General features: G+C 66.1%; 25 protein-coding genes. 12 read left to right on the forward strand and 13 right to left on the reverse strand.

What is annotated here, in order from left to right:
• Positions 1–6: 6 nt before the first annotated feature.
• Positions 7–381, reverse strand: a complete 375-nt coding sequence (locus AC6UUM_RS14550; RefSeq protein ID WP_500802966.1) for a hypothetical protein — start codon at positions 379–381, stop codon at positions 7–9.
• Positions 382–502: 121 nt separating this feature from the next.
• On the opposite strand from AC6UUM_RS14550, the gene AC6UUM_RS14555 reads away from it, so the two are divergent.
• Both AC6UUM_RS14555 and AC6UUM_RS14560 read left to right on the forward strand, forming a co-directional pair.
• Positions 503–2,011 carry a YifB family Mg chelatase-like AAA ATPase gene (locus tag AC6UUM_RS14555; protein ID WP_500804983.1) on the forward strand — a complete coding sequence of 503 codons (1,509 nt, stop codon included), beginning with the start codon at positions 503–505 and terminating at the stop codon, positions 2,009–2,011.
• A gap of 9 nt (positions 2,012–2,020) precedes the next feature.
• Entirely contained in the window at positions 2,021–2,512 is a 492-nt protein-coding gene (locus tag AC6UUM_RS14560; RefSeq protein ID WP_500802967.1) for a DUF805 domain-containing protein, read from the forward strand.
• Positions 2,513–2,613: 101 nt separating this feature from the next.
• Here AC6UUM_RS14560 and AC6UUM_RS14565 read toward each other — a convergent pair whose 3' ends face one another.
• Both AC6UUM_RS14565 and AC6UUM_RS14570 read right to left on the reverse strand, forming a co-directional pair.
• Positions 2,614–3,300: a PEPxxWA-CTERM sorting domain-containing protein gene (locus AC6UUM_RS14565; RefSeq protein WP_500802968.1), complete on the reverse strand. Its 687-nt coding sequence runs from the start codon at positions 3,298–3,300 to the stop codon at positions 2,614–2,616.
• Positions 3,301–3,426: 126 nt separating this feature from the next.
• The gene (locus tag AC6UUM_RS14570; RefSeq protein ID WP_500802969.1) at positions 3,427–3,945 is read right to left on the reverse strand and encodes a PEPxxWA-CTERM sorting domain-containing protein; all 519 of its coding nucleotides are present in this window, start codon (positions 3,943–3,945) and stop codon (positions 3,427–3,429) included.
• A 282-nt stretch (positions 3,946–4,227) separates the two neighbouring features.
• Between AC6UUM_RS14570 and AC6UUM_RS14575 the strand changes: the two genes are divergently transcribed.
• Entirely contained in the window at positions 4,228–5,181 is a 954-nt protein-coding gene (locus AC6UUM_RS14575; protein WP_500802970.1) for a hypothetical protein, read from the forward strand.
• On the opposite strand, the gene AC6UUM_RS14580 is transcribed toward AC6UUM_RS14575, so the two are convergent.
• The 4 genes from AC6UUM_RS14580 to fsa all read right to left on the reverse strand — a co-directional run bounded on the left by AC6UUM_RS14580 (position 5,168) and on the right by fsa (position 9,325).
• A complete protein-coding gene (locus AC6UUM_RS14580) occupies positions 5,168–6,298 on the reverse strand; it encodes a hypothetical protein (protein WP_500802971.1) in 1,131 nt (376 codons plus the stop codon). The genes AC6UUM_RS14575 and AC6UUM_RS14580 overlap by 14 nt on opposite strands.
• Before the next feature lie 77 nt (positions 6,299–6,375).
• Positions 6,376–7,650 (reverse strand): dicarboxylate/amino acid:cation symporter, encoded by a 1,275-nt coding sequence (locus tag AC6UUM_RS14585; RefSeq protein WP_500802972.1) that lies wholly within the window; start codon positions 7,648–7,650, stop codon positions 6,376–6,378.
• Positions 7,651–7,737: 87 nt separating this feature from the next.
• Positions 7,738–8,631 (reverse strand): tyrosine recombinase XerC, encoded by an 894-nt coding sequence (locus AC6UUM_RS14590; protein ID WP_500804984.1) that lies wholly within the window; start codon positions 8,629–8,631, stop codon positions 7,738–7,740.
• Between the two features lie 40 nt (positions 8,632–8,671).
• On the reverse strand, positions 8,672–9,325 hold the full coding sequence (gene fsa, locus AC6UUM_RS14595; RefSeq protein WP_500802973.1) for a fructose-6-phosphate aldolase: 654 nt from the start codon (positions 9,323–9,325) through the stop codon (positions 8,672–8,674).
• Positions 9,326–9,525: 200 nt separating this feature from the next.
• Between fsa and AC6UUM_RS14600 the strand changes: the two genes are divergently transcribed.
• Positions 9,526–9,795, forward strand: a complete 270-nt coding sequence (locus AC6UUM_RS14600) for a PEPxxWA-CTERM sorting domain-containing protein (RefSeq protein ID WP_500802974.1) — start codon at positions 9,526–9,528, stop codon at positions 9,793–9,795.
• Positions 9,796–9,882: 87 nt separating this feature from the next.
• Here AC6UUM_RS14600 and AC6UUM_RS14605 read toward each other — a convergent pair whose 3' ends face one another.
• Positions 9,883–11,610, reverse strand: coding sequence for a class I adenylate-forming enzyme family protein (locus AC6UUM_RS14605; RefSeq protein ID WP_500802975.1), 1,728 nt, complete (start codon positions 11,608–11,610; stop codon positions 9,883–9,885).
• 288 nt (positions 11,611–11,898) lie between these two features.
• Between AC6UUM_RS14605 and AC6UUM_RS14610 the strand changes: the two genes are divergently transcribed.
• Genes AC6UUM_RS14610 through AC6UUM_RS14620 form a run of 3 tightly spaced genes read left to right on the forward strand, consistent with a single transcriptional unit; the run spans position 11,899 to position 14,799 of the window.
• Positions 11,899–13,359, forward strand: a complete 1,461-nt coding sequence (locus AC6UUM_RS14610; RefSeq protein ID WP_500802976.1) for a coniferyl aldehyde dehydrogenase — start codon at positions 11,899–11,901, stop codon at positions 13,357–13,359.
• Positions 13,360–13,399: 40 nt separating this feature from the next.
• Positions 13,400–14,392 carry an oxidoreductase gene (locus AC6UUM_RS14615; protein ID WP_500802977.1) on the forward strand — a complete coding sequence of 331 codons (993 nt, stop codon included), beginning with the start codon at positions 13,400–13,402 and terminating at the stop codon, positions 14,390–14,392.
• On the forward strand, positions 14,392–14,799 hold the full coding sequence (locus AC6UUM_RS14620; protein WP_500802978.1) for a GFA family protein: 408 nt from the start codon (positions 14,392–14,394) through the stop codon (positions 14,797–14,799). The genes AC6UUM_RS14615 and AC6UUM_RS14620 overlap by 1 nt, the downstream gene beginning before the upstream one ends.
• Here AC6UUM_RS14620 and AC6UUM_RS14625 read toward each other — a convergent pair.
• The 4 genes from AC6UUM_RS14625 to AC6UUM_RS14640 all read right to left on the reverse strand — a co-directional run bounded on the left by AC6UUM_RS14625 (position 14,796) and on the right by AC6UUM_RS14640 (position 19,262).
• Positions 14,796–15,371 (reverse strand): glutathione S-transferase family protein, encoded by a 576-nt coding sequence (locus AC6UUM_RS14625; protein ID WP_500802979.1) that lies wholly within the window; start codon positions 15,369–15,371, stop codon positions 14,796–14,798. The genes AC6UUM_RS14620 and AC6UUM_RS14625 overlap by 4 nt on opposite strands.
• Entirely contained in the window at positions 15,368–16,303 is a 936-nt protein-coding gene (locus AC6UUM_RS14630) for an alpha/beta fold hydrolase (RefSeq protein ID WP_500802980.1), read from the reverse strand. The genes AC6UUM_RS14625 and AC6UUM_RS14630 overlap by 4 nt, the downstream gene beginning before the upstream one ends.
• Positions 16,300–18,513 (reverse strand): transferrin receptor-like dimerization domain-containing protein, encoded by a 2,214-nt coding sequence (locus AC6UUM_RS14635; RefSeq protein ID WP_500802981.1) that lies wholly within the window; start codon positions 18,511–18,513, stop codon positions 16,300–16,302. The genes AC6UUM_RS14630 and AC6UUM_RS14635 overlap by 4 nt, the downstream gene beginning before the upstream one ends.
• 164 nt (positions 18,514–18,677) lie before the next feature.
• Positions 18,678–19,262 (reverse strand): PEPxxWA-CTERM sorting domain-containing protein, encoded by a 585-nt coding sequence (locus tag AC6UUM_RS14640; RefSeq protein WP_500802982.1) that lies wholly within the window; start codon positions 19,260–19,262, stop codon positions 18,678–18,680.
• A gap of 291 nt (positions 19,263–19,553) precedes the next feature.
• Here AC6UUM_RS14640 and AC6UUM_RS14645 point away from each other — a divergent pair, with 291 nt between their 5' ends.
• Complete coding sequence (locus tag AC6UUM_RS14645) at positions 19,554–20,693, forward strand: CaiB/BaiF CoA transferase family protein (protein ID WP_500802983.1); 1,140 nt, start codon at positions 19,554–19,556, stop codon at positions 20,691–20,693.
• A 2-nt stretch (positions 20,694–20,695) separates the two neighbouring features.
• A complete protein-coding gene (gene hisN, locus AC6UUM_RS14650) occupies positions 20,696–21,463 on the forward strand; it encodes a histidinol-phosphatase (RefSeq protein ID WP_500802984.1) in 768 nt (255 codons plus the stop codon).
• Here the strand turns inward: hisN and AC6UUM_RS14655 are convergent.
• Positions 21,453–21,773, reverse strand: a complete 321-nt coding sequence (locus AC6UUM_RS14655; RefSeq protein ID WP_500802985.1) for a winged helix-turn-helix transcriptional regulator — start codon at positions 21,771–21,773, stop codon at positions 21,453–21,455. The genes hisN and AC6UUM_RS14655 overlap by 11 nt on opposite strands.
• Positions 21,774–21,848: 75 nt before the next feature.
• Between AC6UUM_RS14655 and AC6UUM_RS14660 the strand changes: the two genes are divergently transcribed.
• Genes AC6UUM_RS14660 through AC6UUM_RS14670 form a run of 3 tightly spaced genes read left to right on the forward strand, consistent with a single transcriptional unit; the run spans position 21,849 to position 25,785 of the window.
• Positions 21,849–22,391 carry a carboxymuconolactone decarboxylase family protein gene (locus tag AC6UUM_RS14660; protein ID WP_500802986.1) on the forward strand — a complete coding sequence of 181 codons (543 nt, stop codon included), beginning with the start codon at positions 21,849–21,851 and terminating at the stop codon, positions 22,389–22,391.
• A 45-nt stretch (positions 22,392–22,436) separates the two neighbouring features.
• Entirely contained in the window at positions 22,437–23,624 is a 1,188-nt protein-coding gene (locus AC6UUM_RS14665) for a hypothetical protein (protein WP_500802987.1), read from the forward strand.
• Between the two features lie 10 nt (positions 23,625–23,634).
• The gene (locus tag AC6UUM_RS14670) at positions 23,635–25,785 is read left to right on the forward strand and encodes a glycosyltransferase (protein ID WP_500804985.1); all 2,151 of its coding nucleotides are present in this window, start codon (positions 23,635–23,637) and stop codon (positions 25,783–25,785) included.
• The last annotated feature ends 24 nt before the right edge of the window (positions 25,786–25,809 follow it).

The raw sequence follows: 25,809 nt of genomic DNA on the forward strand, positions 1-25,809 counted from the left end.
GCCCTGTCACGCCTGATGAATTGCAGGCGATGTAGGGTCACTGCCCCGCTTCGTCAATGAACCGGCTGCTGCCGCGGTCGCGGCGGCCGCAGCAGCGGCGCTCTGGCGCCGCTTGCGCGCGCGCCCGCGCATCAGGCCCAGATCGACGGCCTTGCGCACCCGCGGGTGGCGGCGCGTGTGGAACAGATAGCGCCGCCGCGCCCAACGCGAATTGCGCAGCACCAGCGCAACCCCGGCCCCCAGCACGAACACCCCGATCGGCGCCGGCGACACCACGCCAACCAGCCCCGCCACCGGCAGCAGCAGCAGCCCGAGCAGGATCTGGAACACCCGAACCGGTTCGGAGCGCACCATATTATCGAAGAAATCACGACGACTCATTACACCCCCGCGCTACGGCCGCGCTGTGGCAATGATAAGGCGACAATTGCGCGCCTGCGCGAACTTTCCTAAGCGTTGCATCAGGGTCACGGATTTTTCCCATTTGCACCGGAGGCAGATGATGGTGGCCCATGTCGGCACGGTGGCGTTTCTCGGGCTGGAAGCCCGCAGTGTCGATGTGCAGGTGCAGATCTCGTCCGGCCAGGTCGCTTTTGTCACCGTCGGCCTGCCCGACAAGGCGGTTAAGGAAAGCCGTGAACGCGTCGCCGCCGCCCTGCACGCCATCGGCCTGTCGCTGCCGCCGCGCCGCATCATCGTCAATCTGTCGCCGGCCGATCTGCCCAAGGAAGGATCGCATTATGATCTGCCGATCGCGCTCGGCCTGCTGGCGGCCTTGGGCGTGGTGCCGCAGGACGCGCTCGATGAATTTGTCGCGGTGGGTGAACTCGGGCTGGATGGCGCGATCCTCCCCGTGCCGGGTGTGCTGCTCGCCGCGCTGCATGCCGGCGCGCAGGAACAAGGGCTGATTTGCCCGGTGAGCCAAGGCCCCGAAGCCGCCTGGGCCGGCGAAGTTGCGGTGATCGCCGCCCCCGATCTGCTGTCGCTGATCAATCATCTGAAAGGAACGATCATCCTGCCCGCGCCGTTGCGTGCCGAAGCAGAAATTTCGCGCAAAGGCCCCGACATGGCGGGCATCAAGGGCCAGGAAACGCCGAAGCGCGCGGTGGAGATCGCTGCGGCCGGCGGCCACAATCTGCTGATGTCCGGCCCGCCCGGCTCCGGCAAGTCGCTGCTCGCCGCCGCGCTGGCCGGCATCCTGCCCGATCTCACCCCGGCCGAAGCGCTGGAAGTCTCCATGGTCGCCTCCATCGCCGGCGAGCTGGAAGGCGGCAAATTGAAACGCAGCCGGCCGTTCCGCAGCCCCCACCACAGCGCATCGATGGCCGCATTGGTCGGCGGCGGCACCAAGGCAAAGCCGGGCGAAGTATCGCTGGCGCATCTGGGCGTGCTGTTCCTCGATGAACTGCCCGAATATCAGCGCGGCGTGCTGGACAGTTTGCGCCAGCCGCTGGAAACCGGCCAGGTGCAGGTGGCGCGCGCCGCCGCCCATGTCACCTACCCTGCCCGTGTGCAGTTGATCGCTGCCATGAACCCCTGCCGCTGCGGCTACCTGTCTGATCCCGCCCAGGCCTGCGCCCGCGCGCCGCGCTGCGCCGCCGATTACCAGAGCAAGCTGTCAGGGCCCTTGCTTGATCGTATCGACCTGCATGTCGATGTGCCGGCGCTCTCCGCCGCCGATCTCTCGCTGCCGCCGTCCGCCGAAAACAGCGCCACCGTCGCGGCCCGCGTCGCCGCAGCGAGGGCGCGCCAAACGGCGCGCTACGCCGGCACAAGCACCCGCACCAATGCCGAAGTCGATGGCGAATTGCTGAGCAAACACGCCGCCCCCGATGCCGACGGCGCCCGCCTGCTCACCCAGGCTGCGGACACATTGCGCCTGTCGGCGCGCGGCTATGCCCGCGTGCTGCGCGTCGCGCGCACCATCGCCGATCTGGCCGGTGCCGAAAACGTCACCCGCGCGCACATCGCCGAAGCGCTGAGCTACCGCCGTCGCCCGCCGGTGAATTGAGGCTGTTCCATGTCAGACCGCTCACCCGTCGATTGGGCATTATTGCCGCTGAAGAAATATGCCGATTTCAACGGCCGCGCCTCGCGGTCGGAATATTGGTGGTTCTGGCTGCTGACCGGTCTGGCCAACATCCCCGCCAGCCTGATTGGTCGCTTGTTCGGCATGCCCGTTGTTCAGCTGCTGGTCGGCCTTGGGCTGCTGCTGCCCAGCGTGGCCGTGGCCGTGCGCCGTCTCCATGATCTCGATCACCGGGGCTGGTGGCTGCTGGTGCCGGCCGTGGCCATGACACTGGCGCTGACGTTCGGCGTTCTGGCCGGCGCTGCAACCGCACAGCCTGCCCGCGGCGCGATGCGGCCGATGCAGGCCGAGGCCATGTTGTTCGTGCTGATCGGATGGCTGGCCATGGCGTTTCTGCTGGTGGCATTCTGCCGGCGCGGCACAGTGGGCAGCAACCGCTTCGGCCCCGATCCACGGCCGGAACCGGAGAATCCGAAGCGATAGTCTTGAGACGACGGGCCGGCAACGCCGCTTACCCCTTCCGCCAACAAAAAAAGGGGGCCGCCCCACCGGAACGGCCCCCCGATCACTTGCCCAACCCAGCCTCAGGCGGCAACCACGCCGGTGCGGCGGCGGCGCAGCGCGGCGCCGGTGAGGCCGAAGCCGGCAATCAGCATCGCCCAGCTGGCCGGTTCGGGCACGGCGGCAACCGATGGATCGGAGATGGTCAGCGTGCCGTCCGGGTCAAAGCTGAAGCCGTTGAAGCGGGTAAGGTTGAACGAGCCGGTCTTGAAGGTCGGCGCGGACAGGGTGCCCGTGAAGATTTCCTCGCCGCCAAAGAAGCTTGCCGGGCCGTAGCCGTCGTACAACGCGGGGAACGGCATGTTGGGATCTACAATCTTCATGCCGCCACCGAACACAAATTGGCGAATGATGAATGTATAGGTCGCCGTCGAATTGCCGGGCAGCGTGAACGTAACGTTATCGAAATTTGCATCAAAGAAGCCGACAGTATCCGGCGTGGGCGATGCCGGCATCGACCAAGTTGCCGTAAAGCTGCCGCCGGTCAGGCTGAAATTATAGGTTGTGGTCGCCGCCGCGGGCGCGGCGAAGGCCAGGGCGGCCGTGGCCGCCAGAAGAAGATTGCGCATGGTAACCCCCATCAGAATATTGCGCCGGCCAGACCGGCTCCTCAAGGCGAAGCGGACCGCAGCGGCAGGCCGCTGCACCCGCAACATGCTTAACAGAGCGAAAATCCATAGGGGCGCAACTTGCTCCCCAAAATGAGCCACCTGCGGCCCAAAGCGGGAAGTTGATTCCCCATTTTGAACCAGGCGGGGCGCACCTGATCCATCTGCCTGCAACGAAAGGGGGACACCCCCACGGGAGCGGCCCCCGATCATGCAACTAGGCCGGTCTCAGGCAGCAACCACGCTGCTGCGGCGGCGGCGCATCGCGGCGCCGGTGAGGCCGAAACCGGCGATCAGCATTGCCCAGCTCGCCGGTTCCGGCACGGCGGCAACCGATGGATCGGAGATCGTCAGCGTGCCGTTCGGCGTGAAGGTGACGCCATCATAATCCAGAAGATTATAGGTGCCGGGAATGAACGTCGGCGCGGCAATGGGGCCAGAATAGACCTGGTTCCCAAGGCCGCGGTACACGATCCCGTTGGTGTCGGTGATCGCGATCCCGCCGTAGGCGGCAGCGTCCCAGATCAGGAAATCATATTGCCCGGCCAGGTTGCCGGGCGCCGTGAAGTTCACACCAGCGAAAATGGACTGGATGCCGTAGGTAAAATCCGGCGTGGGTGACGCCGGCATCGACCAGCTTCCGGTGACGCTGCCACCGGTCAGACTGAAATTGTAGGTGAGCACGGAGGCAGCCGCAGGCACGGCAAAGGACAGGGCAGCCGTGGCCGCCAGAAGCAGTTTGCGCATGATAGTCCCCATCAGAACATTGCGCCGGCCAATACCGGCTCCACAAGGCAAGGCGGACAACGGCATACGACCGCTGCACCGAGGTCAGTTATAACCACAAAAATAATACTTCTGTAGGACTTTGCTCCCCAGAATGAACCACCCCGGCCAACACGGCCGACTTGATTCCCCATTTTGAACCAGGCCAAGCGATCCGGAATAGGCACGTCGTCGCCAGCGGCTATGGTGGGCGTATCGATTGATCAGGGGGCGGCGATGGGCGCTTCACAGGCGGGGTTGGAGATGGCGCGGCTGCTGGGGCGGCACTTCGGTGACGCCGGCAGCGTGCGCACGGTGCGCTGGCGGACCATGCTGGATCTGAACAACGCCACCGTGCTGCTGATCGTTCAGGTCGCGTTGACCGCCAATCTTGCCCATATCGCCCCCGACGATCCGGCCGGCGCCGGCCTTGCCGTGGCCGACAGCCGGCGCCGGCCGGTCAGCCTGTCCAGCATTGCGTATTCGATGGGCGTTCCGAACGAAACGATCCGGCGCCGGGCGCTCGAACTGCAACGCCGCGGCATGATGGAGAAGATCGGCACCGGCTGGATCGTGCCGGCGGCGGTGATGACGGAGGCACAAGGCCAAGCCCTTATGGAGGCGGATGCGGCGGCATTGGCCGTGCTGATCGGCGATCTCGCCCGGCTGGGATCGGCATCGGCGCAAGCGATCGATCTGGCGGCGCTGCGGGCGCTGCCGCCCGATCTGGTCGCCAGGCTGTGGAACGACTTCACCGTGCGGGCAGCGGAGGTTGCCGGTGATGTCTGCGGATCGGTGCTCGATTTCGGGCTGTTCATCGCCATCATCCGCCTGAATATCGAACATGTCACCGCCGATCCGGTGCTCACCCGCCGCTATGCCGCGCTGAACACCATTCCCGCCGATCGCGACCGCCAGCCGGCCAGCCTGCGCGCGCTGGCGCGCAGCGAACAACAGCCCTACGCCACCATCCGGCGGCGCGTCGCCGCGCTGATCGCGCGCGGCGTGGCGGAGGAAGTTACCGGCGGCGTGATCATTCCGGTGCGGGTGCTGACCAATGAAGCGCTGGCGCGCAACAATGTGCTGAACGTCCAGCGGGTCGAAAAGCTGTTCGCCGATCTGAAGCGGCTTGGCTGCGATGCCACGCCGCCGCGCGCCGCCCGCCGGGCCGAACGGCGCGAGGCGGTGAACGAACCCACGCCGATTACGGCAGTTTGATGATCATCAGGCCGATTCGCCGTTCCAGAACGTCAGCACCGCCAAAAAACGGCGCGGTGCACATCTGCCCGGTCACCTCGGTCTTGTCGCCGCCCTTGGCCAGAACCTCGCGCAATCCCTTCTTGCCCGCGGTCTTGAGCCCCTTCTTGACCAGTTTCTCGGTGCCCTTCACCAGCAGGCCGGCCACCTTCCCATCATGCGCCTTGGTAATCGCGACGGTTGCCGGCAACAGATAGCGGCGCAGTTTCTGGTTGAAGGCCGATCCGGCCCGTTTCTTGAGCACATAGGACAGGCCGGTATCCACCACCGTATTGCCCACGGCGTTCATATAGGCATCGCCGGCAATATCGCCCGGTTTCGGCGTCTTGCCGTCCGCATCCGGTTCCGAAATGAACAGCCCGGTCATCGCACTGCTGGTGGTGTCGATGGCGATGGTCACCGCGGCCTTGCCCACCTTGCCCGCCGCCTTCAACGCACCCCCCAGGCCAAAGGTCACCAAGCCGAAGGTGAAATCGACGGCGGCCACCCCCACGCCTCGGCCAAAGGCTTCTTCCGTGGTCATTTTGGTCTTGCTGTCCTGGATCTTGCCGGCGGCACTGATCCCCGAACCGGCGGCAATGAAGGCAACGGCGGTGCCGCCTGTCAACATCGTGCCGCCAACGGCCAGGGTGAACACGCTGGCATCCCGGGCAAATTCGAGGAAGCTGATCACATTGGCCAATCGCCCCTGATTGACCTCGATCGCCTTGGCATTCTTGCTGGCATTGATGGCCATCATCTGCTGCAACTTGATGCGCGCGCTTTCGGCATTGCCCAGCCAGGCCTTGAACTGGGCCCGCAGGCTGTCGATGGTGAAGCCGCCCGTGTCGATCTTCCTCAACAGATCGGCAAAGATCGTATCGGCCGCCTTTGCCGCCGCGGCGGCCGCAGCGGCAAAATCGATCTCCAGAGTCTCCAATGATGGACCCGTGATGCCGGTGTCCATCGGCTCCAGCCGGGCGCCCGACACATACAGCGCGGTGCGCTGCTGGTCATAAATGGCCTTCCAGATTTCATCGAGGTCGAGGATGGCACGGCCATCGCTGAACCCATGTTCATACCGACCACGCTGCGCCATAGGCCCCCCACAATCCCGTTAACGGGACTTTTCGGTCAAAACATAGGTTGCAACGGCTGTAACCGTCAATTGAGCGTTCAGTGGATGGATGGGCTGCCCGCCGCTGGCGCGCCTGCCGGCGACGTTTCCCCCGCGTCCCACTTCGCGATCACCGCTGTTGCCACGGCATTGCCGATCACGTTGGTGGCGCTACGGCCCATGTCGAGGAAATGGTCCACGGCCAGGATCAGCAGCAGCCCGGCTTCGGGGATGTTGAAATAGGGCAAGGTGGCGGCGATCACCACCAGCGACGCGCGGGGCACGCCGGCGATGCCCTTGCTGGTGATCATCAACAGGCCGAGCATCGCCAGTTCCTGCCAGATGGTCAGATCAATGCCATAAGCCTGCGCGATGAAGATGCTGGCAAAGGCGCAATACATCATCGAGCCATCAAGATTGAAGCTGTAGCCCAGCGGCAGCACGAAGCTGGCAATGCGGGTGGGCACGCCGAAGCGTTCCAGCGCGTCGAGCAATTTCGGGTAGGCGGCCTCCGACGACGCCGTGGCGAAGGTGATCAGAAAGGGTTCACGGATCGCCGGGATCAGCCGCTTGACCTCCCCGGTGCCCAGCACCAGCGCACCGGCACCGAGCAGGAAGGCCCACAACACCGCGAGGCCGAGATAGAAACCGCCGACAAACTTACCGAAGGTGATCAATATGCCCAGGCCCTCGACCGCGATGGAGCCGGCGATGGCGGCGAACACCGCGAACGGCGCCATCTTCATCACATAGCCGGTCACCACCAGCATCATGTGCATCAGCGCATCAAGGCCGCGGTTGATCGGCCCGGCGCGTTCCGGCCCCAATTGAATCAGCGCGACGCCGGCAAACAGGCTGAACACCACGATTTGCAGCACTTCGTTGGTGGCCATCGCCTCGATGATGGACTTGGGGAAGATATGCTTGAGAAATTCGATGAAATCGAAGGCCTTGGCCGCCACGCCGGTATCGGCATTGGCCGGCGGCAGCGCCAGGCCCACGCCCACACCGGGCGCCAGCAGATTGACCATCAATATGCCCAGGCTGAGGCTGAACACGCTGGCGGCGATGAACCAGGCCAGGGTGCGCACGAAGGTGCGGCCGACCGCGCCGCCCGAACCCATGTGCGCGATGCCCACCGTGAGCGTGGCCAGCACCAGCGGCGCGATGATCATCTTGATCAGTTGCAGGAACACCACCGTGATGCCCGACAGATAATAAGCCGCGCGTTTGGCTTCATCCGCGGTGAAATTGGCGTTGATCACCCAGCCCGTCGCCAGCCCGGCGAACAGGCCAATGAGGATATAGCGGGTCAGCTTGTTGGGCGGGTTCATGGGTGCCATGGTTCGGGCAGCGCCGCGATGCCGTCAAGTGGTTCGCCAAGTGTTTTGCTTGCCCCGTTGGTGCGCTGGGCCTTCGCGTCAGCCCGCGCGTGGGTGCGCCGCCGACCATGCATCGAGCAACTGCGCGGCATCTACAGCCGTGTAAATCTGCGTGGACGACAGGCTGGCGTGGCCGAGCAGCTCCTGCAACTGGCGAAGATCGGCCCCGCGCGCCAGCAGATGCGTCGCGAAACTGTGGCGCAAGGCATGCGGTGAGGCGCTGGCCGGCAGCCCGAGCACCCCGCGCGCGCCCTGCACCGCGCGGCGCACCGTGCCGGCATCGAGCCCGCCGCCGCGAAGCCCGCGAAACAGCGGTTGCGCCGGCGCCGGCGCAAACGGGCAGGCGGCAACATAGGCCATGATCGCCGCGCGCACTTGCGGCAACAGCGGCACCACGCGCGTCTTGTTGCGCTTGCCGGTCACCATCAGCCGGTCGCCCAGCGGCAGCGCTGCGCCGGTGAGCGCCATCGCCTCCCCGATGCGCAGGCCGGCGCCATAGAGCAGCAGCAGCACCGCCGTATCGCGCGCCGCCACCCACGGCACGGCCGCGGCATCGCCCACCACCGCCACCAGATCGCGGACATCCCCCACCGCGACAGCGCGCGGCAGCCGGTGCGGCTGCTTGGGCGATTTCAGCCCGGCAATGGCATCGCAGGCCAGGCCCTCGCTGCGCCGCAGCCAGCCCAGAAAGCCGCGCAACGCCGACACATCGCGGGCCAGCGAGGCGGCGGCCAGGCCCTCCCCGCGCCGCCGCGCCAGAAAGCCGCGCAAGTCCGCCGCCTCCAGCCCCGCCAATTGCCCGCCAACCACAGCCCCGCCAAGATGCCCTGTCAGGAACTCCGCAAAGCGGTCGAGGGTGAGGCCATAGGCGCGCAGCGTGTGCGGCGACAATCGGCGCTGATCCCCGCACACCGCCAGATAGCGGGCGATCAGGCTGGCGACGGGCTCGCCGCCCCCCGTCACTGACCAAAGCTCACAAGATGGATTGCCCGGTCTTGGCCCAATCCGCTTCGAACGCCGCCAGGCCCTTGTCGGTCAGCGCGTGCGCCGCCAATTGCTTGATCACCGCCGGCGGCATGGTGGCAACATCGGCGCCGATGCGCGCGGCGGCCAGCACGTGCACGGGTGAGCGCACGCTGGCGACGAGGATCTGGGTCGCAAAATCATAATTGTCATAGATGGTGCGGATATCCTGGATCAGATCCATGCCATCATGGCCGATATCATCGAGCCGGCCGACGAACGGCGACACATAGGTCGCGCCAGCCTTGGCCGCCAGCAACGCCTGGTTGGCCGAAAAGCACAGGGTGACATTGGTCTGCACGCCTTCGGCGGTCAGCGCCTTGCAGGTTTTCAGACCATCCAGTGTGAGCGGCAGCTTGATGCAGATATTGGGCGCCAGCGCGCGCAGCACGGCGGCCTCGCGCATCATCGTGGCATGATCGGGGGCGACGACTTCGGCCGACACCGGGCCATCGACCAGCCCACAGATTTCCCGCACCACTTCCAGGAAATTGCGCCCGGATTTGGCGATCAGGCTGGGATTGGTGGTGACACCGTCCATCAGGCCGGTGGCGGCCAGATCGGCGATTTCGGCAACATCGGCGGTATCGGCAAAGAATTTCATCGCGGCATGGCCTTTTCAACAAGCGTTCGACTCACCGCTTCGCATAGCCCAGCCATGGCTGCTCGCCTACTGCCCACAGGACGGCATGGCGGCCGGCTGGCGCGCCGCCGTTTTTGGAGATGCAGCGGCAAAAGGGGGCAAAAGTGTCGGCTGGCTTTACACATACCGAGAGCCGCCAAACGCAACGAATCAGTAACCATATGGTCGATAAGGATATTTTTTCTGTTAACGTTACTGGCACGGGATTTGCAAAGATTTTATTAACTAATTTATTAAGGAATGCAAATATGCTCGCCAAGCTGGCCACGGCCCTCGCGCTCGCCCTCCTCGCGATCACCCCGGCCAGCGCGGCTGTCTCCGACGGCCTGATCAGCGGTGCCATGCCCGATCCGGCGACCTGGGCGATGCTGCTGGCCGGTTTGGGCATGGTCGGCCTTGCCGGCCGCCAAAAGCGCATCATCGCCGCCTGACCCAATCCACGCCTGCGACGCAGGAAAGAAAAGCCCCGCCGGCAATGCGCCGGCGGGGCTTTTCGTTTCGGGTGGATGAAGCCGCTGTCAGCCCGCCACCAGCTTTTTCAGCTCCGTTTTGAGGATCTTGCCGTTGGCATTGCGTGGCAGTGGCTCGTCAGAAAAATGCACGGCCACCGGCACCTTGAACGCCGCCTGCCGCGCCGCCACGAAGGCGCGCAGTTCATCTTCAGTGGCGCTCGCGCCGGCTGCCAGCGTCACGAACGCCACTGGTTCCTCGCCCAGCGATTTGTGCGGGCGGCCGACCAGCGCGGCGTCCATCACGGCCGGGTGTTCGTACAGGGCGTTCTCCACCTCCACGCAATAGATATTCTCGCCGCCGCGGATCAGCATGTCCTTGGCGCGGTCGATGATGAAGCAGAAGCCTTCGTCATCGATGCGCGCCAGATCGCCGGTGCGCACCCAGCCGTCGATGAAGGTCGCGGCCGTGGCTTCGGGCTTGTTCCAATAAAGCTTCACGACATTGGGGCCATAGCCATAAAGCTCGCCCACCGATCCCGGCGGCAGCAGCTTGCCATCGGCATCGCGCACTTCCAGATCGCACACCGGCACGGCCGGGCCGCAACTGTCGGGGCGATGTTCATAATCCTCGGCCATGTGGTGAGTGAAGGTGGCGCTGGTTTCGGTCATGCCCCAGCCATTGCCGGGCTTGGCCTTGAACTGGCCGGCGATCTGCCGGACCAACTCCGGCGCCGATGGCGCGCCGCCATAAGAGACGCTTTCGAGGCTGGACAGGTCATATTTGTGGCGATCCGGGTGCTCGAGGATCTGCCAGGCGATGGTCGGCACGCCGCCGGCCGAGCTGATCCGTTCGCGCTCGATCAGCGTCATGGCTTCGACCACATCCCATTTGCGCATCAGCACCAGCTTCACCCCGCCGACCAAGGCCGGATTGAGCACGGCATGGCAGCCGGTGGCGTGAAAGAACGGCACGCTCAGCAGCGTCGCCTTTTGGGGCGCGGCCGGGTCCGGCGCTGGCAGCGCCTCGCCACGGCGCAGGATGCTGCGCGCCTGGGAACATCCCGATGCCATGATGTTGCAGCAGATGTTGCGGTGCGTGCCCAAGGCGCCCTTGGGCTTGCCGGTGGTGCCGCTGGTGTAGAAGATCGTCGCATCATCTTCGGGTTGCAACGCCAGCGCTTCGGCCGGGATGGCGCGGTCGGGCAAGGCCGCCCAGGTCATCGGCCGGCCGACCACGGTTTCCAGCCGCACCGTGCGCGGATCGCCCAGTTCCTGTTCGCTGGCGCGCGTCACATAGATGCGTTCAAGATCAGTGCAGGCCGGCAGATGTTCGGAAATCCGGTTGTAGCGTTCGGCATCGATCAGCAGGATCTTGGTGCCGCTGTCGGTCAGGCCATATTCCAGTTCCGGCCCCGTCCACCAGGCATTGAGCGGCGTGACGATGGCCCCGCACAGGCTGGCGGCATAGAAGGCCACCGGCCATTCCGGCAGGTTGCGCATCACCACCGCGACCCGGTCGCCCTTGGTCAGGCCATCGGCGCGCAAGCGTTCGGCCAGCGCCAGCGTGGCGCGGGCGAAGGCTTCATAGGTCACGCGTTCTTCATCCAGCACGACGAAGATCTTGTCGCCATGCGCACGCCCGGCGGCAAAACAATGGGCCAGCGATGGCGGCGCGTTTTTCCACACCCGCGTTGGCCGGCCGCCGATCGAAACCGTGTCCATCTCGAACGGCGCACCCGGCGCGGTCAGTTGCGCGTGCGCTTCGGCAATCGACATGGCTGGCCAGTTGGTCATCGCTTCTTCCCCAAAGATGTTTGTTGTTTTGCGGCACGATGCCGCAAAGCCGGGCAGCGCGCCAGCCTGACGAAAGGGCGCAGGCACGCCTGTCCTACATGGGCAGCCCGTGTCATGCTTGGCATCGCCGGGCGACCATCATTTCGCCAAACAATTGGCGCTTCACATGCCAGGAAAACGCAAAAAGCGGAACCTTTGTAACCTTGTAAATGACATTCTCAGGCCACTTCCCCATCGATCGCTTCCGGCCTAGGCTGTTTCACCTCAGATTTCATCAGGAGTTCGACGATGGCCACCATTGCCAAGACCGCAATATGGGATGCCCGCGATGCAGCGCAGATGCGCGACATTCTCGATGCCCAGCGCGCCAGTTTCACCGCCGAACTGCCCGTCACGGCCGCGGCCCGCAAGGATCGGCTGAACCGCGCGCTGGATGTGGTGTTGACCCACAAGGATCGGCTGGCGGCGGCGATGAGCGAGGATTTCGGCCACCGCTCCACCGAACTCAGCCTGGTCACCGACATCATGGCCAGCGTGAAGCCGATCAAGCATGCGCTGAAGCATCTTGATGCCTGGATGAAGCCGGAGAAGCGCAAACTGGATTTCCCGCTGGCGCTGCTCGGTGCGAAAGCGCGCGTGGAGTGGCAGCCCAAGGGCGTGATCGGCATCATTTCGCCGTGGAATTTCCCGGTGAACCTGACCTTCGCGCCGCTGGCCGGCGTGTTGGCCGCCGGCAACCGCGCGATGATCAAGCCTTCGGAATATACGCCGGTGACCTCGGCCCTGATGAAGGAGATTCTTGAGGCCGCGTTCGACCAGACCGAGATCGCGGTGATCACCGGCGGGCCGGAAGTGGGCCGCGCCTTTTCCGATCTGCCGTTCGATCACCTGGTGTTCACCGGCGCAACCAGCGTCGCCCGCCACGTGATGGCGGCGGCCGCCAAGAATCTGGTGCCGCTCACGCTGGAACTTGGCGGCAAATCGCCGACCATCATCAGCCGCAGCGCCGACGTGGCCCGCGCCACGGAGCGGGTGGCAATGGGCAAGTTGATGAACGCCGGGCAGATCTGCCTGGCGCCGGATTATCTGATGGTGCCGGAGGAAAAGGAAGGCGAGATCGTCGAAGGCCTGAAGGCCGCCACCGCGCGGCTTTACCCGACCATGCTGGCCAATCCCGATTATACCAGCGTGCTGGGCGCCCGCCACCGCGAGCGGCTGGAGGCGCATGTTGCCGACGCCCGCGCCAAGGGCGCCGATGTCGTGGTGGTGAACCCCGGCAATGAGGATTTCACCAAGCAGAACACCAACAAGATGCCGCTGCACATCATCCGCGGCGCCACCGACGAAATGACAGTGATGCAGGAGGAAATCTTCGGCCCGCTGCTGCCGGTGCGCACCTACAAGACCACCGATGGCGCCATCGACGAAGTCAACCGCCGCGACCGGCCGCTGGGCCTTTATTGGTTCGGCGAGGACGAAGGCGAACAGCGCCGCGTGCTCGACCGCACGATTTCGGGCGGTGTAACCGTGAACGACGTGATCTTCCACATTTCCGCCGAAGACCTGCCGTTCGGCGGCATCGGCCCGGCCGGCATGGGCAATTATCACGGAGCAGATGGCTTCAAGCAGTTCAGCCACCCCAAGGCGATCTACAGCCAGCCCAAGCTCGACCTTGCCGGGCTGGCCGGGTTCAAGCCGCCCTATGGCGCGAAGACGACCAAGGCCCTGGCGCGGGAATTGAAGCGGTAAGGCCTGGCAATCTGGACATAGCACGCGGGGGACGACAGCCATGACACTGCGACAACGCCCTTTGGGCTCAGGCTTTGATGGACGTTCGACGGCCGTTGACGTCATGGCCGGCATCGATCTTTCCGGCCGGCAATTTGTGGTGACCGGCGGCGGTTCCGGCATCGGGTTGGAAACCGTACGGGCGCTGGCCAATGCCGGCGCCCGCGTGACAGTCCCGGTGCGGGACCAGCAGCGCGCACAGGCCGAACTGTCCGGCATCATCGCCGATGCCGCCGGTCGGGTTACGCTGGCCGCAATGGACCTTGCCGATCTGGCCAGTGTGCGCCGGTTCGCGGCCGATTTCGTGGCCAGCGGTACGCCGCTGCATGGCCTGATCAACAATGCCGGGGTGATGGCCTGCCCGCTGCAACGCATTGGCGACGAATGGGAATATCAGTTTGCGGTCTGCCATCTGGGCCATTTTGAACTGTCACGCAATCTGCTGCCCGCCCTGCGACAGGCGGGCGGAGCGCGGGTGGTGGCGCTGTCGTCGATCGCCCATGCCCGCTCCGGGATCCTGTGGGATGATGTGCATTTCCATCAGCAGCCCTATGACAAATGGGTGGCCTATGGTCAGGCCAAGACCGCCGATTCCCTGTTTGCGCTGGGCGCCGACGCGCAGTGGCAGGGTGACGGCATCCGGGCCTTTGCCGTCCACCCTGGCGGCATTTTCACCCCGTTGCAGCGCCATCTGCCGGATGAAGAACAGGTGGCGCTGGGCTGGAAGAACCCGGACGGCAGCATTCCGCCCGCGGTGGCCCAGTTGTTCAAATCTCCCGCGGGCGGGGCCGCCACCAGCCTGTGGTGCGCAACCAGTCCGCAACTGGACGGGCTTGGCGGCGTGTACTGCGAGGATTGCGACATTGCCGAATTGGCCACCGAGGCCAGCCCGCGCTGGGCACATGTTCGGCCCTGGGCCGTTGATCCAGCCGGTGCCGCGCGGCTGTGGGCGATGAGCGAAGCGATGATTGCGGCCGCCACGCAATTGGCCTGATGAAGCTGGTTGGCCACTGCCTGTGCGGCGCCGTGCGGGTCGCGCTCGCCAGACAGCCGGCGGCCGTGAACATGTGCCATTGCGCCAGCTGCCAGCGCCGCAGTGGATCGCCGTTCGGCATGGCGGTGTGGCTGGCCGAGGCCGACGTGACGATCAGCGGCGAAACGCGCGAATATGTGCATCTGAGCGACAAGGGCCGCGAACTCACCAACCGCTTCTGTCCCAAATGCGGCAGCACCATCAGCTACAAGGCCGCGCTCAACCCCGGCCTGATCGCCATCCCCGCCGGCCTGTTCGCCGATCCCGCCACCCCGCCGCCGCTGCGCAGCGTGTTCGAGGAACGCCGTCACCCCTGGGTGGCGGTGCCCGAAGGCGCCGTGCGCCTGCCGCGCGGTCGGGATGGTTAGACCGGCACCGTCGCCACAAACGCCGGCGTGGCCAGCAGCCGATCGGTCAATGCCACCAGCGCTGGATTGTGGGTGCGCCAATCGAGATCAGGGTAGCGGAAGGTCAGATAATCGCAGGCGACAGCACAGCAGATGTCACCAAACGCGCTGCCGCCCACCCGTCCATTCATCACGCTGAGCGCCCGTTCGATGGCGCGATATTGCCGGTCCACCCATGGCCCCGACGTGATGCCCTGGGCCATGTTGAAGCGCAGGATGATCGCGGCGTCCAATACGCCATCGGCCAGCGCTTCGGTGGTGCGTGCCTGCCAGTGATCGACACCTTGCGTGGGTTGCAGCGTCTGGCCGGGCACGCAGGCCAGCAACCAAGCCGCAATCACCGGCGAATCGATGAGGGCGCTGCCATCATCCAGCACCAGCGCCGGCACCTTGCCGAGCGGATTGGCGGCCAGCAGCGTTGCCGGATCGCTCATCGGCATGGTTTCTTCCAGCGCCAGCGCGATGCCGAGTTCACGCGCCAAAATCCGCAATTTGCGGGCATAGGGCGAGGTGGGCGAAGCGAGAAGTTTCATGGGGAGACTTTCAGCTGTTCAACCAGAAACGCCTCGACCTGCGGCCACACCGGGCTGCCCGGCGCGATCACCTCGAAATGGCCGGTGCCGCCCAGGATCAGTGCGCTGGATTTGTCCTTTCCGGCGCGCGCCTGGGTGATCCATTTGGTGGCGGCCGTGGGCGACAGGAACAGGGTGGCCGAAATCAGCCCCGATGGCATGCCAAGCGGCAGCCGCAGCTGCGGCGTGCCTTCAGCCCAGCGCTTCGGCTGCGCCGCGGGCGGGCCGCCGAACAGGGCGGTGCCGGCCGGCACGCCGCATGCCTCTTCGAACAAGGTCAGTTCGCTGGCTGGATCGCCCGGCCCGTCGATGGCGACCACGGCCCCGATCTTCAGCGGGCCAAGATTCTGGGGATCGGGGCTGGCGATTTCACTGTCCTTGGGCAATTTGTGGCGGCCGGCCACCCACAGCGCGGCATGCGCGCCGGCGCTGTGGCCGGTGACGGCAACGCGCTTCAGATCGATCGGGTAGCGCTTGGCAAGATCACGCAGATGGTCGGTCGCCGCCGCCCAATCCTGGAACGTGCCGGGCCAACCGGCGCCGGGATCACCGCTGTATTTGCCATCCGGGCCGGTTTCGCCAACCTGACGATATTCGATATTCCAGGTGGCAAAACCGCGCTCCGTCAACCGGCTGGCCAGGGCCGCGGTGCCCTGCTTGGTGGCAAAGCCCTTCCACCAGCAGCCGCCGTGGATGACGATCACCACCGGGTATGGCCCAGGGCCAAAGGCCTTGGCATCGGGCAGCCGCAGATCGCCGACCTGCATCGGCGCGCTGCCATAGGCCAGCGTGGCGGTGGCCGGCGATGACGGCAATTTGTCCACATCATCCGGTCGCATGCGTTGCGCCGCAACCGGCGTTGCCACCAACAACAGGGCGAGCAGCAGCCTCATTTCAGCACCGCCGTCGCGGCATTCAGCCGATCCGCATAATCGCTCAGCGCCTTGGCAGCGATGCTGGCTTCGCGGGTGGCATCGTCAAAGCGCCGCTCTTCCACCGCCTCGCGCACCCCCGGCAGCGTCTTGGAACCATAGCCGGTGAAGCGGCCCGGTGCATAGAGGATGTTGCGGAACCACGGCCGGAACGGCAGGCCCGACGGGCTGAGCAAGGTCTGTTCGATATCGCGCAGCCGTGCATTGAGCGCCGTGGTCTGGGCCACGCTCAGGCTGTCGCCCCTGGCGGCGATGGCGGCATCATACGCCTTGGCGGCCCCATCCAGCTTGGTGATCGCCGCATCGAGCACGGCGAGATCGAGCGCCGGCGTCGCGGCCTTGGCCAGCGGCGGGCCGATTGGATCGCGCGGATCGCTGCCCAGCCGGTACACATCGGCGCTCAAGCCCGCGCGCTTGTCGTCTTCCTTGCGGCGGGTGTCGATCAGCGTCTTGATCTCGCCCAGATAGGCGCGCGCCGCCGCCGCGACGGGTGCAAAGCGCACCGGCAGCGCCTCGGCATCGGCCAGCCGCAGGACCAGCCGGCTCGCCACCTTGGACAGCGCCGCGCCATAAGCGAGGCCGGGATCATCCCAGCGCACGAAATGATCATAGCTGTCGTAGATCGAGTGGTAGGAGCCAGCACTTTCGCCTTCGCCGCCGAAACCGATGTTGATCGACGACACGCCGGCATGGTGGATGAAGGCGGTATAGTCGCTGCCCGAACCGAGCGCGTCCATTGGCTGATCGGCGCCAGCTTCGGCCGCGGCCAGCGCCGCCGCATTGCCGCGCGCACCCTCGAAGGCCCGGGCCCGCGCCCCGGCCCGCCAGCGCTCCGCCACGCTGGCGCCGGTGGCGGGGTCCTTCACGTCGGCGGCGATCTTGCCGATCAGCGACGTGAACTGCGCGCTGCCATCGGCGCCCAGTGTGCCGCGGCCATTGCTGTCGCTGTTGATGTAGACGACGGCCTTGCTGCGCAGATCGGCGATATTCTGCTCCACCCATTCGGTCGAGCCGAGCAGGCCCGGCTCCTCGCCGTCCCAGCTGGCATAGACGATGCTGCGCTTGGGCCGCCAGCCGGATTTCCACAGTGCGCCCAGCGCCTTGGCTTCGCTCATCATCGCCACTTCGCCGGACAATGGATCGGAGGCGCCGAACACCCAGCCGTCATAATGGTTGCCGCGCACCACCCACTCGTCCTTCTTGGACGAACCGGGCAGCGTGGCGATGACGTTGGAAATGGTCTTCAGCGACCATTCGGATTCGACCTTCAGATGCACTTTCACATCATCGCCGCCGCCAAAACGGTAATGGAACGGCAGGCCGCCGCGCCAGTCGTTCGGCACCGGCGCGCCCTTCAGCCGGGTCAGGATCTCGGTGGCATCGGCATAGGAGATCGGCAACGTCGGGATCTTCAGCACGGTCGGCGATGTTTCGCGCGTCAGGCGCTTGGCGTCCTTGGTGGCGCCAACGCCGGGCGTCAGCGGATCGCCCGGGTAGGTGGTCATGTCCACCACGCTGCCGCGCTGCACGCCGGCCGGCGGGCGGCCGCCGCCGTTCGGGTAAGTGTCGGCGCTGCCATAACCATCCTGCTGCGGATCGGAATAGATCAGGCAGCCAATGGCGCCGGCTTCCTGCGCCAGCTTCGGCTTCAGCCCCCGCCAACCGCCGCCGTACCGCGCGATGACGATCTTGCCCTTTACCGAAATGCCCCGCCGCGCCAGCGCTTCATAATCCGCCGGCAGGCCATAATTCACATAGACCACCGGTGCTGTCACATCGCCGTCGCCCTGATAGGCGACATAGGGCGGCAGCGCGCCGGCCAGCGCGTTGGAGGTGGCATCTTCCGGGATGCCCGGCTCCTGCCCGCCGAGCTTCTTCGCCACAGGGCCAACCAGTTCCAGCGCGGTGGAAATCGGCGTGGGATAGAGCACCTGATACTCGGCGCGCTTCACCTGCCAGCCCCAATCGCGGAACATCTTCTCGATGGTCGCGGCATTGGCCTGGTTGTGCGGGCTGCCGAGATGGTTGGGGCCGGCAGACAGCGTTTTCAGCCACGCCATCTGGTCGGTGCTGCTGATCTGCGCATCCAACGCGGCTTCACGGTCGGCAGGGGGCGCCGCCAGCGCCGGCAGCGCGGCGGCAACAAGCAGAAGGGCAACGATACGGCGCATCAGCAGGTCCTCAGTGGCAAAGGCCTATCCTGACACCAGCAACCATGCGCCGCAAGCAGCCGCAGCATGCGGCCGAGACACAAAAAATGGCACCGTTTCCGGTGCCATTTTCCGTTTGCATTTCCAATCAAGGTCCGCGCGGAGCGACCGCGCGGACCGCTTGATCAGGCAGCGACCGCGGCGCGGCGACGACGCATGGCAGCACCGGTCAGGCCGAAACCAGAGATCAGCATCGCCCAAGCGGCCGGCTCAGGCACGCCCGGAACCGGAACCGGCGGCGTGGACAGGACGAAGCTGCCGCTGACTGCGCCGCCCGAACCATTCTGGGCGAAGGCGAAGGTCAGCGACGCCGGGCCAGCACCAAAGCTGGCATAAGGGCCGGCCGGGGTGAAGGTGCCGAGCGCAAAGGCCGTCAGCGTGCGGTTAGCCACCGCACCGACCGAAAGAACATTGCTCACCGTGCCGGTGTAGTTGCCGATGGCGCTGGTGAAGCTGAAGGCGCTGCCGTTGGTGGCCGAGAACGCCGACGGCGTCAGGAGGGAGCCGGTGGAGGTGGACAGGTCACCTGTCCCGCTGCCGACAATCGTCAAAAAGGTGGGGGTGATCACCGTACCGACATCGATCGACGGCGTGTTGGAGGCAAGACCGACGAACGAGACAGCGGCCGTACCGTTCATGGTGACAGCAGCGGCAGGCGCCGCAACCAAAGTGGCCGCAGCCACTGCAACGGAGAGCAACTTGATGGACATGACAATCCCCTTTTCCGACCGGGAGGCCCGGCGTATTACATGAAGGCGTTTGAGCAGGCCAGAACGCACCTGCCTAACACCGCTTGTTATGCATATTTCGTGCCAACTGACCCAAATCAACGATTCCATCCATTTGAAGAACCACGGTTGAGCCAAGTGTAAAGCCAGCCGACAGTTTGCGGCATTTGGCCGCTCCGGCCCGCCTCGCAGAAGCCGCCGCGGGCGGGCGCAGCGCCATCCGCATCCGATTGGCGACTTGTGCCCGCGTGCGCTGCGGCTTAGCAATGGGGCATGCCTGGCCCGCTTTCCGATCTCCTCATCATCGATCTGTCGCGGGTGCTGGCCGGTCCCTATGCCACCATGCTGCTTTCCGATCTCGGCGCGCGCGTCATCAAGGTGGAGCGGCCCGATGGCGGCGATGATGCCCGCGCCTATGGCCCCTTCATCAATGGCCACAGCGCCTATTTCGCCAGCATCAACCGCGGCAAGCAATCGCTCGCGCTCGATCTGAAGGCGCCGGCCGATCGCACCGTGTTCGACGCGCTGCTGGAACGCGCGGATGTGCTGGTGGACAATTACCGTCCCGGCGTGATGGCGCGACTGGGCTATGGTTGGGATGTGCTGCACGCACGCTTCCCGCAGCTGATCCATGCCGCAACCAGCGGCTTTGGCCACACCGGGCCGGATGCGCAAAAGGCGGCCTATGATATGGTGGTGCAGGCGATGGGCGGCATCATGAGCGTCACCGGCTGGCCGGGCGGGCCGCCGGTGCGGGTGGGCACCAGCATCGGCGACATCACCGCCGGCTTGTTTACCGTGATCGGCATCTTGTCTGCCGTGCATGATCGCACCGCAACCGGTGTTGGCCAGTTCGTCGATGTGGCGATGCTCGATGGCCAGATCGCCATCCTCGAAAATGCCATCGCGCGCTATGCCGCCACCGGCGAATCGCCGGGGCCGCTGGGCGCCCGCCACCCCAGCATCACGCCGTTTGCCGCCTATCAATGCGCCGACGCGCCGATCGTGATTGCGGCGGGCAATGATCAGTTGTTTGCCGCCCTGTGTCGGGCGCTGGCGCTGCCTGGCGATGATCCGCGCTTTGCCGGCAATGAGGCGCGCAGCCGCAATGCCGATGCCCTGGCCGATGTGCTCGAATCCGTGCTGCAAACCCAGCCCGTCGCGCATTGGCTGCCGGTGCTGGAAGCAGCCGGTGTGCCCTGCGGACCGATCAACAACATCGGCCAGGCGCTGGCCAACCGGCAGGTGCAGGCGCGCAACATGGTGGTGCAGACCGCCCTGCCCGATGGCACGCCGTTGATTGCGGCGGGCAATCCGGTGAAACTTTCCGCCCACGCCGATCCCGCCACCCGCACCCCGGCACCGGCGCTGGATGCGGATCGCGCCGCCATCCTGAAGGAGCTCGGCCTGTGACAATGGACGATCTCACCCTCGCCCAGCGCCTGGCCGATGCTGCCGGCGCCGCCATCAGGCCGTGGTTCCGCCGGCCGTTTCTGGTGGAGACCAAGGCGGATTTCTCGCCGGTCACCGCCGCCGACCGTGAGGCCGAAGCCGCCATACGCCGCTTGCTCGCCGAATATCGCCCCGATGATGGTGTGATTGGCGAAGAATATGGCGACGACCGCCCCGATGCTGAGCGTGTCTGGGTGCTGGATCCCATCGACGGCACCCGCGCCTTCGTGGCCGGCCGGCCGCTGTTCGGCACGCTGATCGGCCTGATGCACGGCGGCGAACCCGTGCTGGGCGTTATTGATCAATGCATCATCGGTGATCGCTGGCTGGCCGGGCCGGATCATCCGACCACGCTGAATGGCCAGCGCGTACACGTGCGCCGCTGTGCCGATCTGGCCAGCGCCCGGCTGGGCACCACCAGCCCGCAGGCGTTTGACGCCGAGAATTTCGCGCGGTTCGAGGCTGTGCGCACCCAGGCGGCCGATACGCTCTATGGCGGCGATTGTCATAACTATGGCCTGGTCGCCGCAGGGCATCTGGATGCGGTGATCGAGGCCGGGCTGAAACTGCACGATTGGGCGGCACTGGTGCCGATCGTCCACGGCGCGGGCGGCGTGATGACCGATTGGCGTGGGGCACCGCTGCGCCAGGGTGAGGACGACGGCGGCCGGGTAATCGCGGCTGGTGATGCGACGCTGGCCGCGGCGATTGCGGCGGCGCTCAACGCATAGGCCAGTCGCCATCGGCCGACCATAGCTCGGCCAGATTGTGCAATTGCATCAGCATCGGATTCAGCGTCCGGGCGCGGGCCGTCAGCGCATAGCCGTCCGGCTGCAACGCCACCAGATCATGGGCACGCAACAGTTTCAGGCGGGTGTTCAGCACCGCCGGTGAAATGGTTTCGCAGGCGGATTGCAGGGCCCGGAACGTCCGGGGCCCGCCATCCAGTTCCCACAGGATGCGCAGCACCCAGCGCTGCCCCAGCAGATCGAGCAGCCGCATGATCGGCCGGCCGCTGGTGGAACCCCGCACTGCCGCCATATGTTACCGCTCCTGTTGACGCTATGTTTTTCATAGCGTATTGCCGCTATCGGAAACATAGCAAAGGACGGCACCTTGTCCAATCATCTGCAACCGCTTGACCCACCATATGAGAGCGAGATCGCCAGCCTGCTCGCCGCCTATCCGCAGCAGGATGGCCATATCCTGTCGCTGTTCCGCACCTTCGCCAACAGCCCGCGCTTTCTGCGCAAGGGCGTGCCCAATCTGCTCGATCGGGACAGTCCATTGCCGCTCAGGGTGCGCGAACTGGTCATCCTGCGCGTCACGTCGCTGCGCGGTTGCGATTATGAATGGGGTGTCCATGCTGCGATCTTTGCGCGGGCGGCCCGGCTGGATGAAGATCAGCTTACCGCCACCCGCGAGGCCGTGATCGACCCCGCCGTCTGGTCGCCGGCCGAAGCCGGGCTGCTGTCCGCCATCGATCAACTGTGCGGCAATGGCCGGCTCGATGCCGCCACCCAGGCCCGGTTCGAAGCCGATTGGACCTGCGCCCAGCAACTGGAAATCTGCGCGCTGGCCGGCGCCTACCAGACGATCAGCTTCGTCGCCAACCTCGCCCAGTTGCCGCACGAGCCATTTTCGGTGCGCCCGGCGTAAAATTCGCGGACCCGCGCCCGTTGCTCTATGGGCAAGGAGCGCAGCATGGCCGGCCGCATCGAAACCCTGATCCGTTCCAATCGCCTGCGCCTGGCGCTGGCCACCGGCATGGCCGCGCTCGGCCTTTGGGCGTTTGCGCCCTATGTCACCAGCGAAGTCGGCGGGGAGGCCTATGTGAATGCGCCGATCATCCGCATGGCATCGCCGATCCCCGGCATTGTCGCCGCCGATCTGCCGCCGCCCGGCACCGCCATTGCCGCCGCAATCACGGCCCGGCTGGTGACATCGCGCATCCTCGATACCGGGCCGCTGGCGGCGCTGAAGGGCGAGCAGGCAGCGCTGATCTCGGCGCGCGATCTGGCGCGCCGACAGATTGCCGAGCTGGAGGCCGCCGACGCCCGTCTGGCCAGCCGATCGGCGCAGTTCGGCCGCGCCGCCAGCGCCAGGCTGGCCGCCACCACCGCTGCTGCCCGCGAAGCACTGGCCGCCTGCCAGGCCGAAGCCGCCGAAGCCGCCTTGCAACGGACACGCGTCGAGGTGCTGGCACAGCAGCGCTTTGCCACCTTCACCCAGCGCGACCGGGTGCGCGCCGTCGCGGCCGCCGCCCAATATCGCTGCGCCGCGCTGGGGGATCAGGCGGATGCGCTGGCCATCGAAACCAAGGCGGCCGGCCATGGCCTGTATCTGGCCGGCGCGGCGATGGACGCGCCATATGGCGATCAGCAGCGCGACCGGTTGCTGCTGCGCCGCCAGGAACTGGAAAATGTCGTGGCCGACGCCGATTCGCGGCTGGCGCAGCTGGCCATCCAGGTCGCGGCGGAAACCGTGCGTCTGGCGCGCGCCAGCGCCTTTGATGCACAACTGCCCGGCGGCACCGTGGTATGGTCACAGCCGGCCCCCAAGGGCACCACGGTGGCACCCGGTGCCAGCCTGATCGAGCTCGCTGATTGCAATCGCCGCTATGTCGAGGTCGCGCTGCCCGAACGGCGCATGGAGGCCATCGTGCCGGGCGCGCCCGTGCAGGTGCGGCTGATCGGCAGTGAGGATTGGCTGCGCGGCCAGGTGGCCTCCACCGTGGGTGCCGCCGCGCGCCGCGACGGCGCCATGCTGGCTGCCAATCCGGACAAGGCGGCACGGGAACTGAGCGTGCTGGTGTCGTTGCCGCGGCCGGCCAGCCTGGCGCGACGCTGCGACGTCGGCCGGTTGGCCGAAGTGCGCTTCCCGCGCTGGTGACCGACGGTTGATGCTGCCCCCGCTCGATACCGCGCCGGCCCTGCTGGTGGCGGCGCCCCTGCTGCTGACCATATCGGGCCTGTTGCTGGCGCCGCTGTTCGGGTTGAATCGCCCGCTCGCCCGCGCCGTCATCGTGGCGGCCGTGGCAGGCGTGGTCGGGGCCTATCTGAATTGGCGCATCACCAGCACCATCCCGTGGGATGCCGACGGGTTTGGCCTGGGTTTTGCGCTGCTGTGCCTGGGCGTTGAACTGTTCGGCCTGTTCGATGCCGCGATATTGTTTGCCGGCCTTGCACGCCGCACCGATCGCAGCGCCGAAGCCGACGCCGGCGAGGCGCGGCTGGCCGCCGGCCTGCCGCACCAGATGCCGGCGGTCGATCTGATCATCGCCACCTATAACGAGCCGATTGAGGTGCTGGAAAAGACCATCCTCGGCGCGCTGGCGCTGGATTGGCCCAATCTGAACGTGTGGGTGGCCGATGATGGCCGCCGCGCCTGGCTGCGCGATTATTGCCTGGCCAAGGGCACCGGCTACATCACCCGGCCGGACAATCTTCACGCCAAGGCCGGCAACATCAACCACGCGCTCAGCGTGACCAGCGCCCCGTTCGTGGCGGTGTTCGATGCCGATTTCGTGCCGCAGCGCGGATTTCTGATGCGCACCATGGGCTTCTTCGACGATCCGGCCATCGGCATCGTGCAGGTGCCGCACAGTTTCTACAACCATGATCCGCTGCAGCAGAATCTCGCGCTGCGCGAGGCGATGCCCGATGATCAGCGCTTCTTCTTCGAAGCGATCATGCCGGGCCGCGATGGCTGGGATGCCGCCTTCTGCTGCGGATCGAACAGCATCACCCGCCGCGCCGCGATCGATGCCATCGGTGGCGGCCTGCCGGCGGGTTCGATCACCGAAGACATGCTGTTGTCGCTGGCCCTGCTGCAGAAAGGCTATGTCACCCGTTATCTGAACGAGCCGTTGGCGTTTGGCTTGGCGCCGGAAAGCCTGGACGCGTTTTTCGTGCAGCGCGCGCGCTGGGCACAGGGCGCGACGCAGATCCTGTTCCTGAAATCCGGCCCGCTGGGGCCGGGGCATGCGCTGCGCCACCGCCTGTTCTTCCTGCCGACGGCGTGGCTGTCCCAGGCCCTGATGATGATCCTGGCGATCATCTCGCCGCTGATCTTCCTTTTCTTCGATGTGCCGCCGCTGGTGGGGGTGACGGCGCAGAGCGCCATCTTCTTCCTGGTGCCGATGGTGGTGGCGCAGGTCGGCGGCATCGTGCTGCTGGGCGGCGGCCGCTATTTCCCGATCGCTGCCCAGGTGCTCGGCACCTTCCAGAGCTTTCGGTTACTGCCGGTCATCATCAAGACGCTGATCAAGCCGCACGGCCATGGCTTCAAGGTAACGCCCAAGGGATCGGACGCCGCCAGCGGCGGCTATCAGCGCGGCATCTTCCTGGTCTGCACAGCGCTGATGATCGCCACGCTGGTTGGCCTGGTGATCAATGCCATCCCCGATACCCGCATCGTGGCGCAGGGCGCGCTGGTGCCGATGGTGGCCTTCTGGGGGCTGATTAATATCACCGTGCTGTTCCTCGCCGCCATGCTGTGCCTGGGGCGCCCGGCGCTGCGGGCCGAGGCGCGCTTTGCCCTGGACGATCAGGTGGCGGTGTGGCGGCGCGATGCCCGCCATGCCACCATCACCCGCGGGCTGGATATTTCGGTATCGGGCATCGCGCTGGCCGAAATCGGTGGAGGGGGCGAGAGCGTCACCGCAGGCGAACCGGTGCGGGTGCGGCTGCGCGGCGTGGGCAGCATCGATGGCCGGGTGGCACGCAGCCACGGCGGCCGCATCGGCATTGCCTTTGATGGCGCCGACAGCCCGGCGCGTGATCGCCTGATCGTGCGGCTGTTCACCGCCGGGCTCAACACCAGCAGCCTCAGCGTGGCCCAAAGCATGCCAATGTGGGAGGCGACCCGCGCCATGCTGCTGCGCATCATCACCGCCGACATGCAGCTGCCCGCCGCGCCGGCCGGCAGTGCCGCCATCCGGCCGGCGCCGGACGACGCCAGGCTGGCGAAGGTGACGCTGGTGCTGCCCCCCGGCCGCGGCAGCACAACCACGCCGGCCCGTGCCAACGCCGCCCTCGCCAGCACTGGTTGAGAATGACTGGCAACAGCGCGCCGC

Source organism: Sandarakinorhabdus sp., assembly GCF_987265915.1.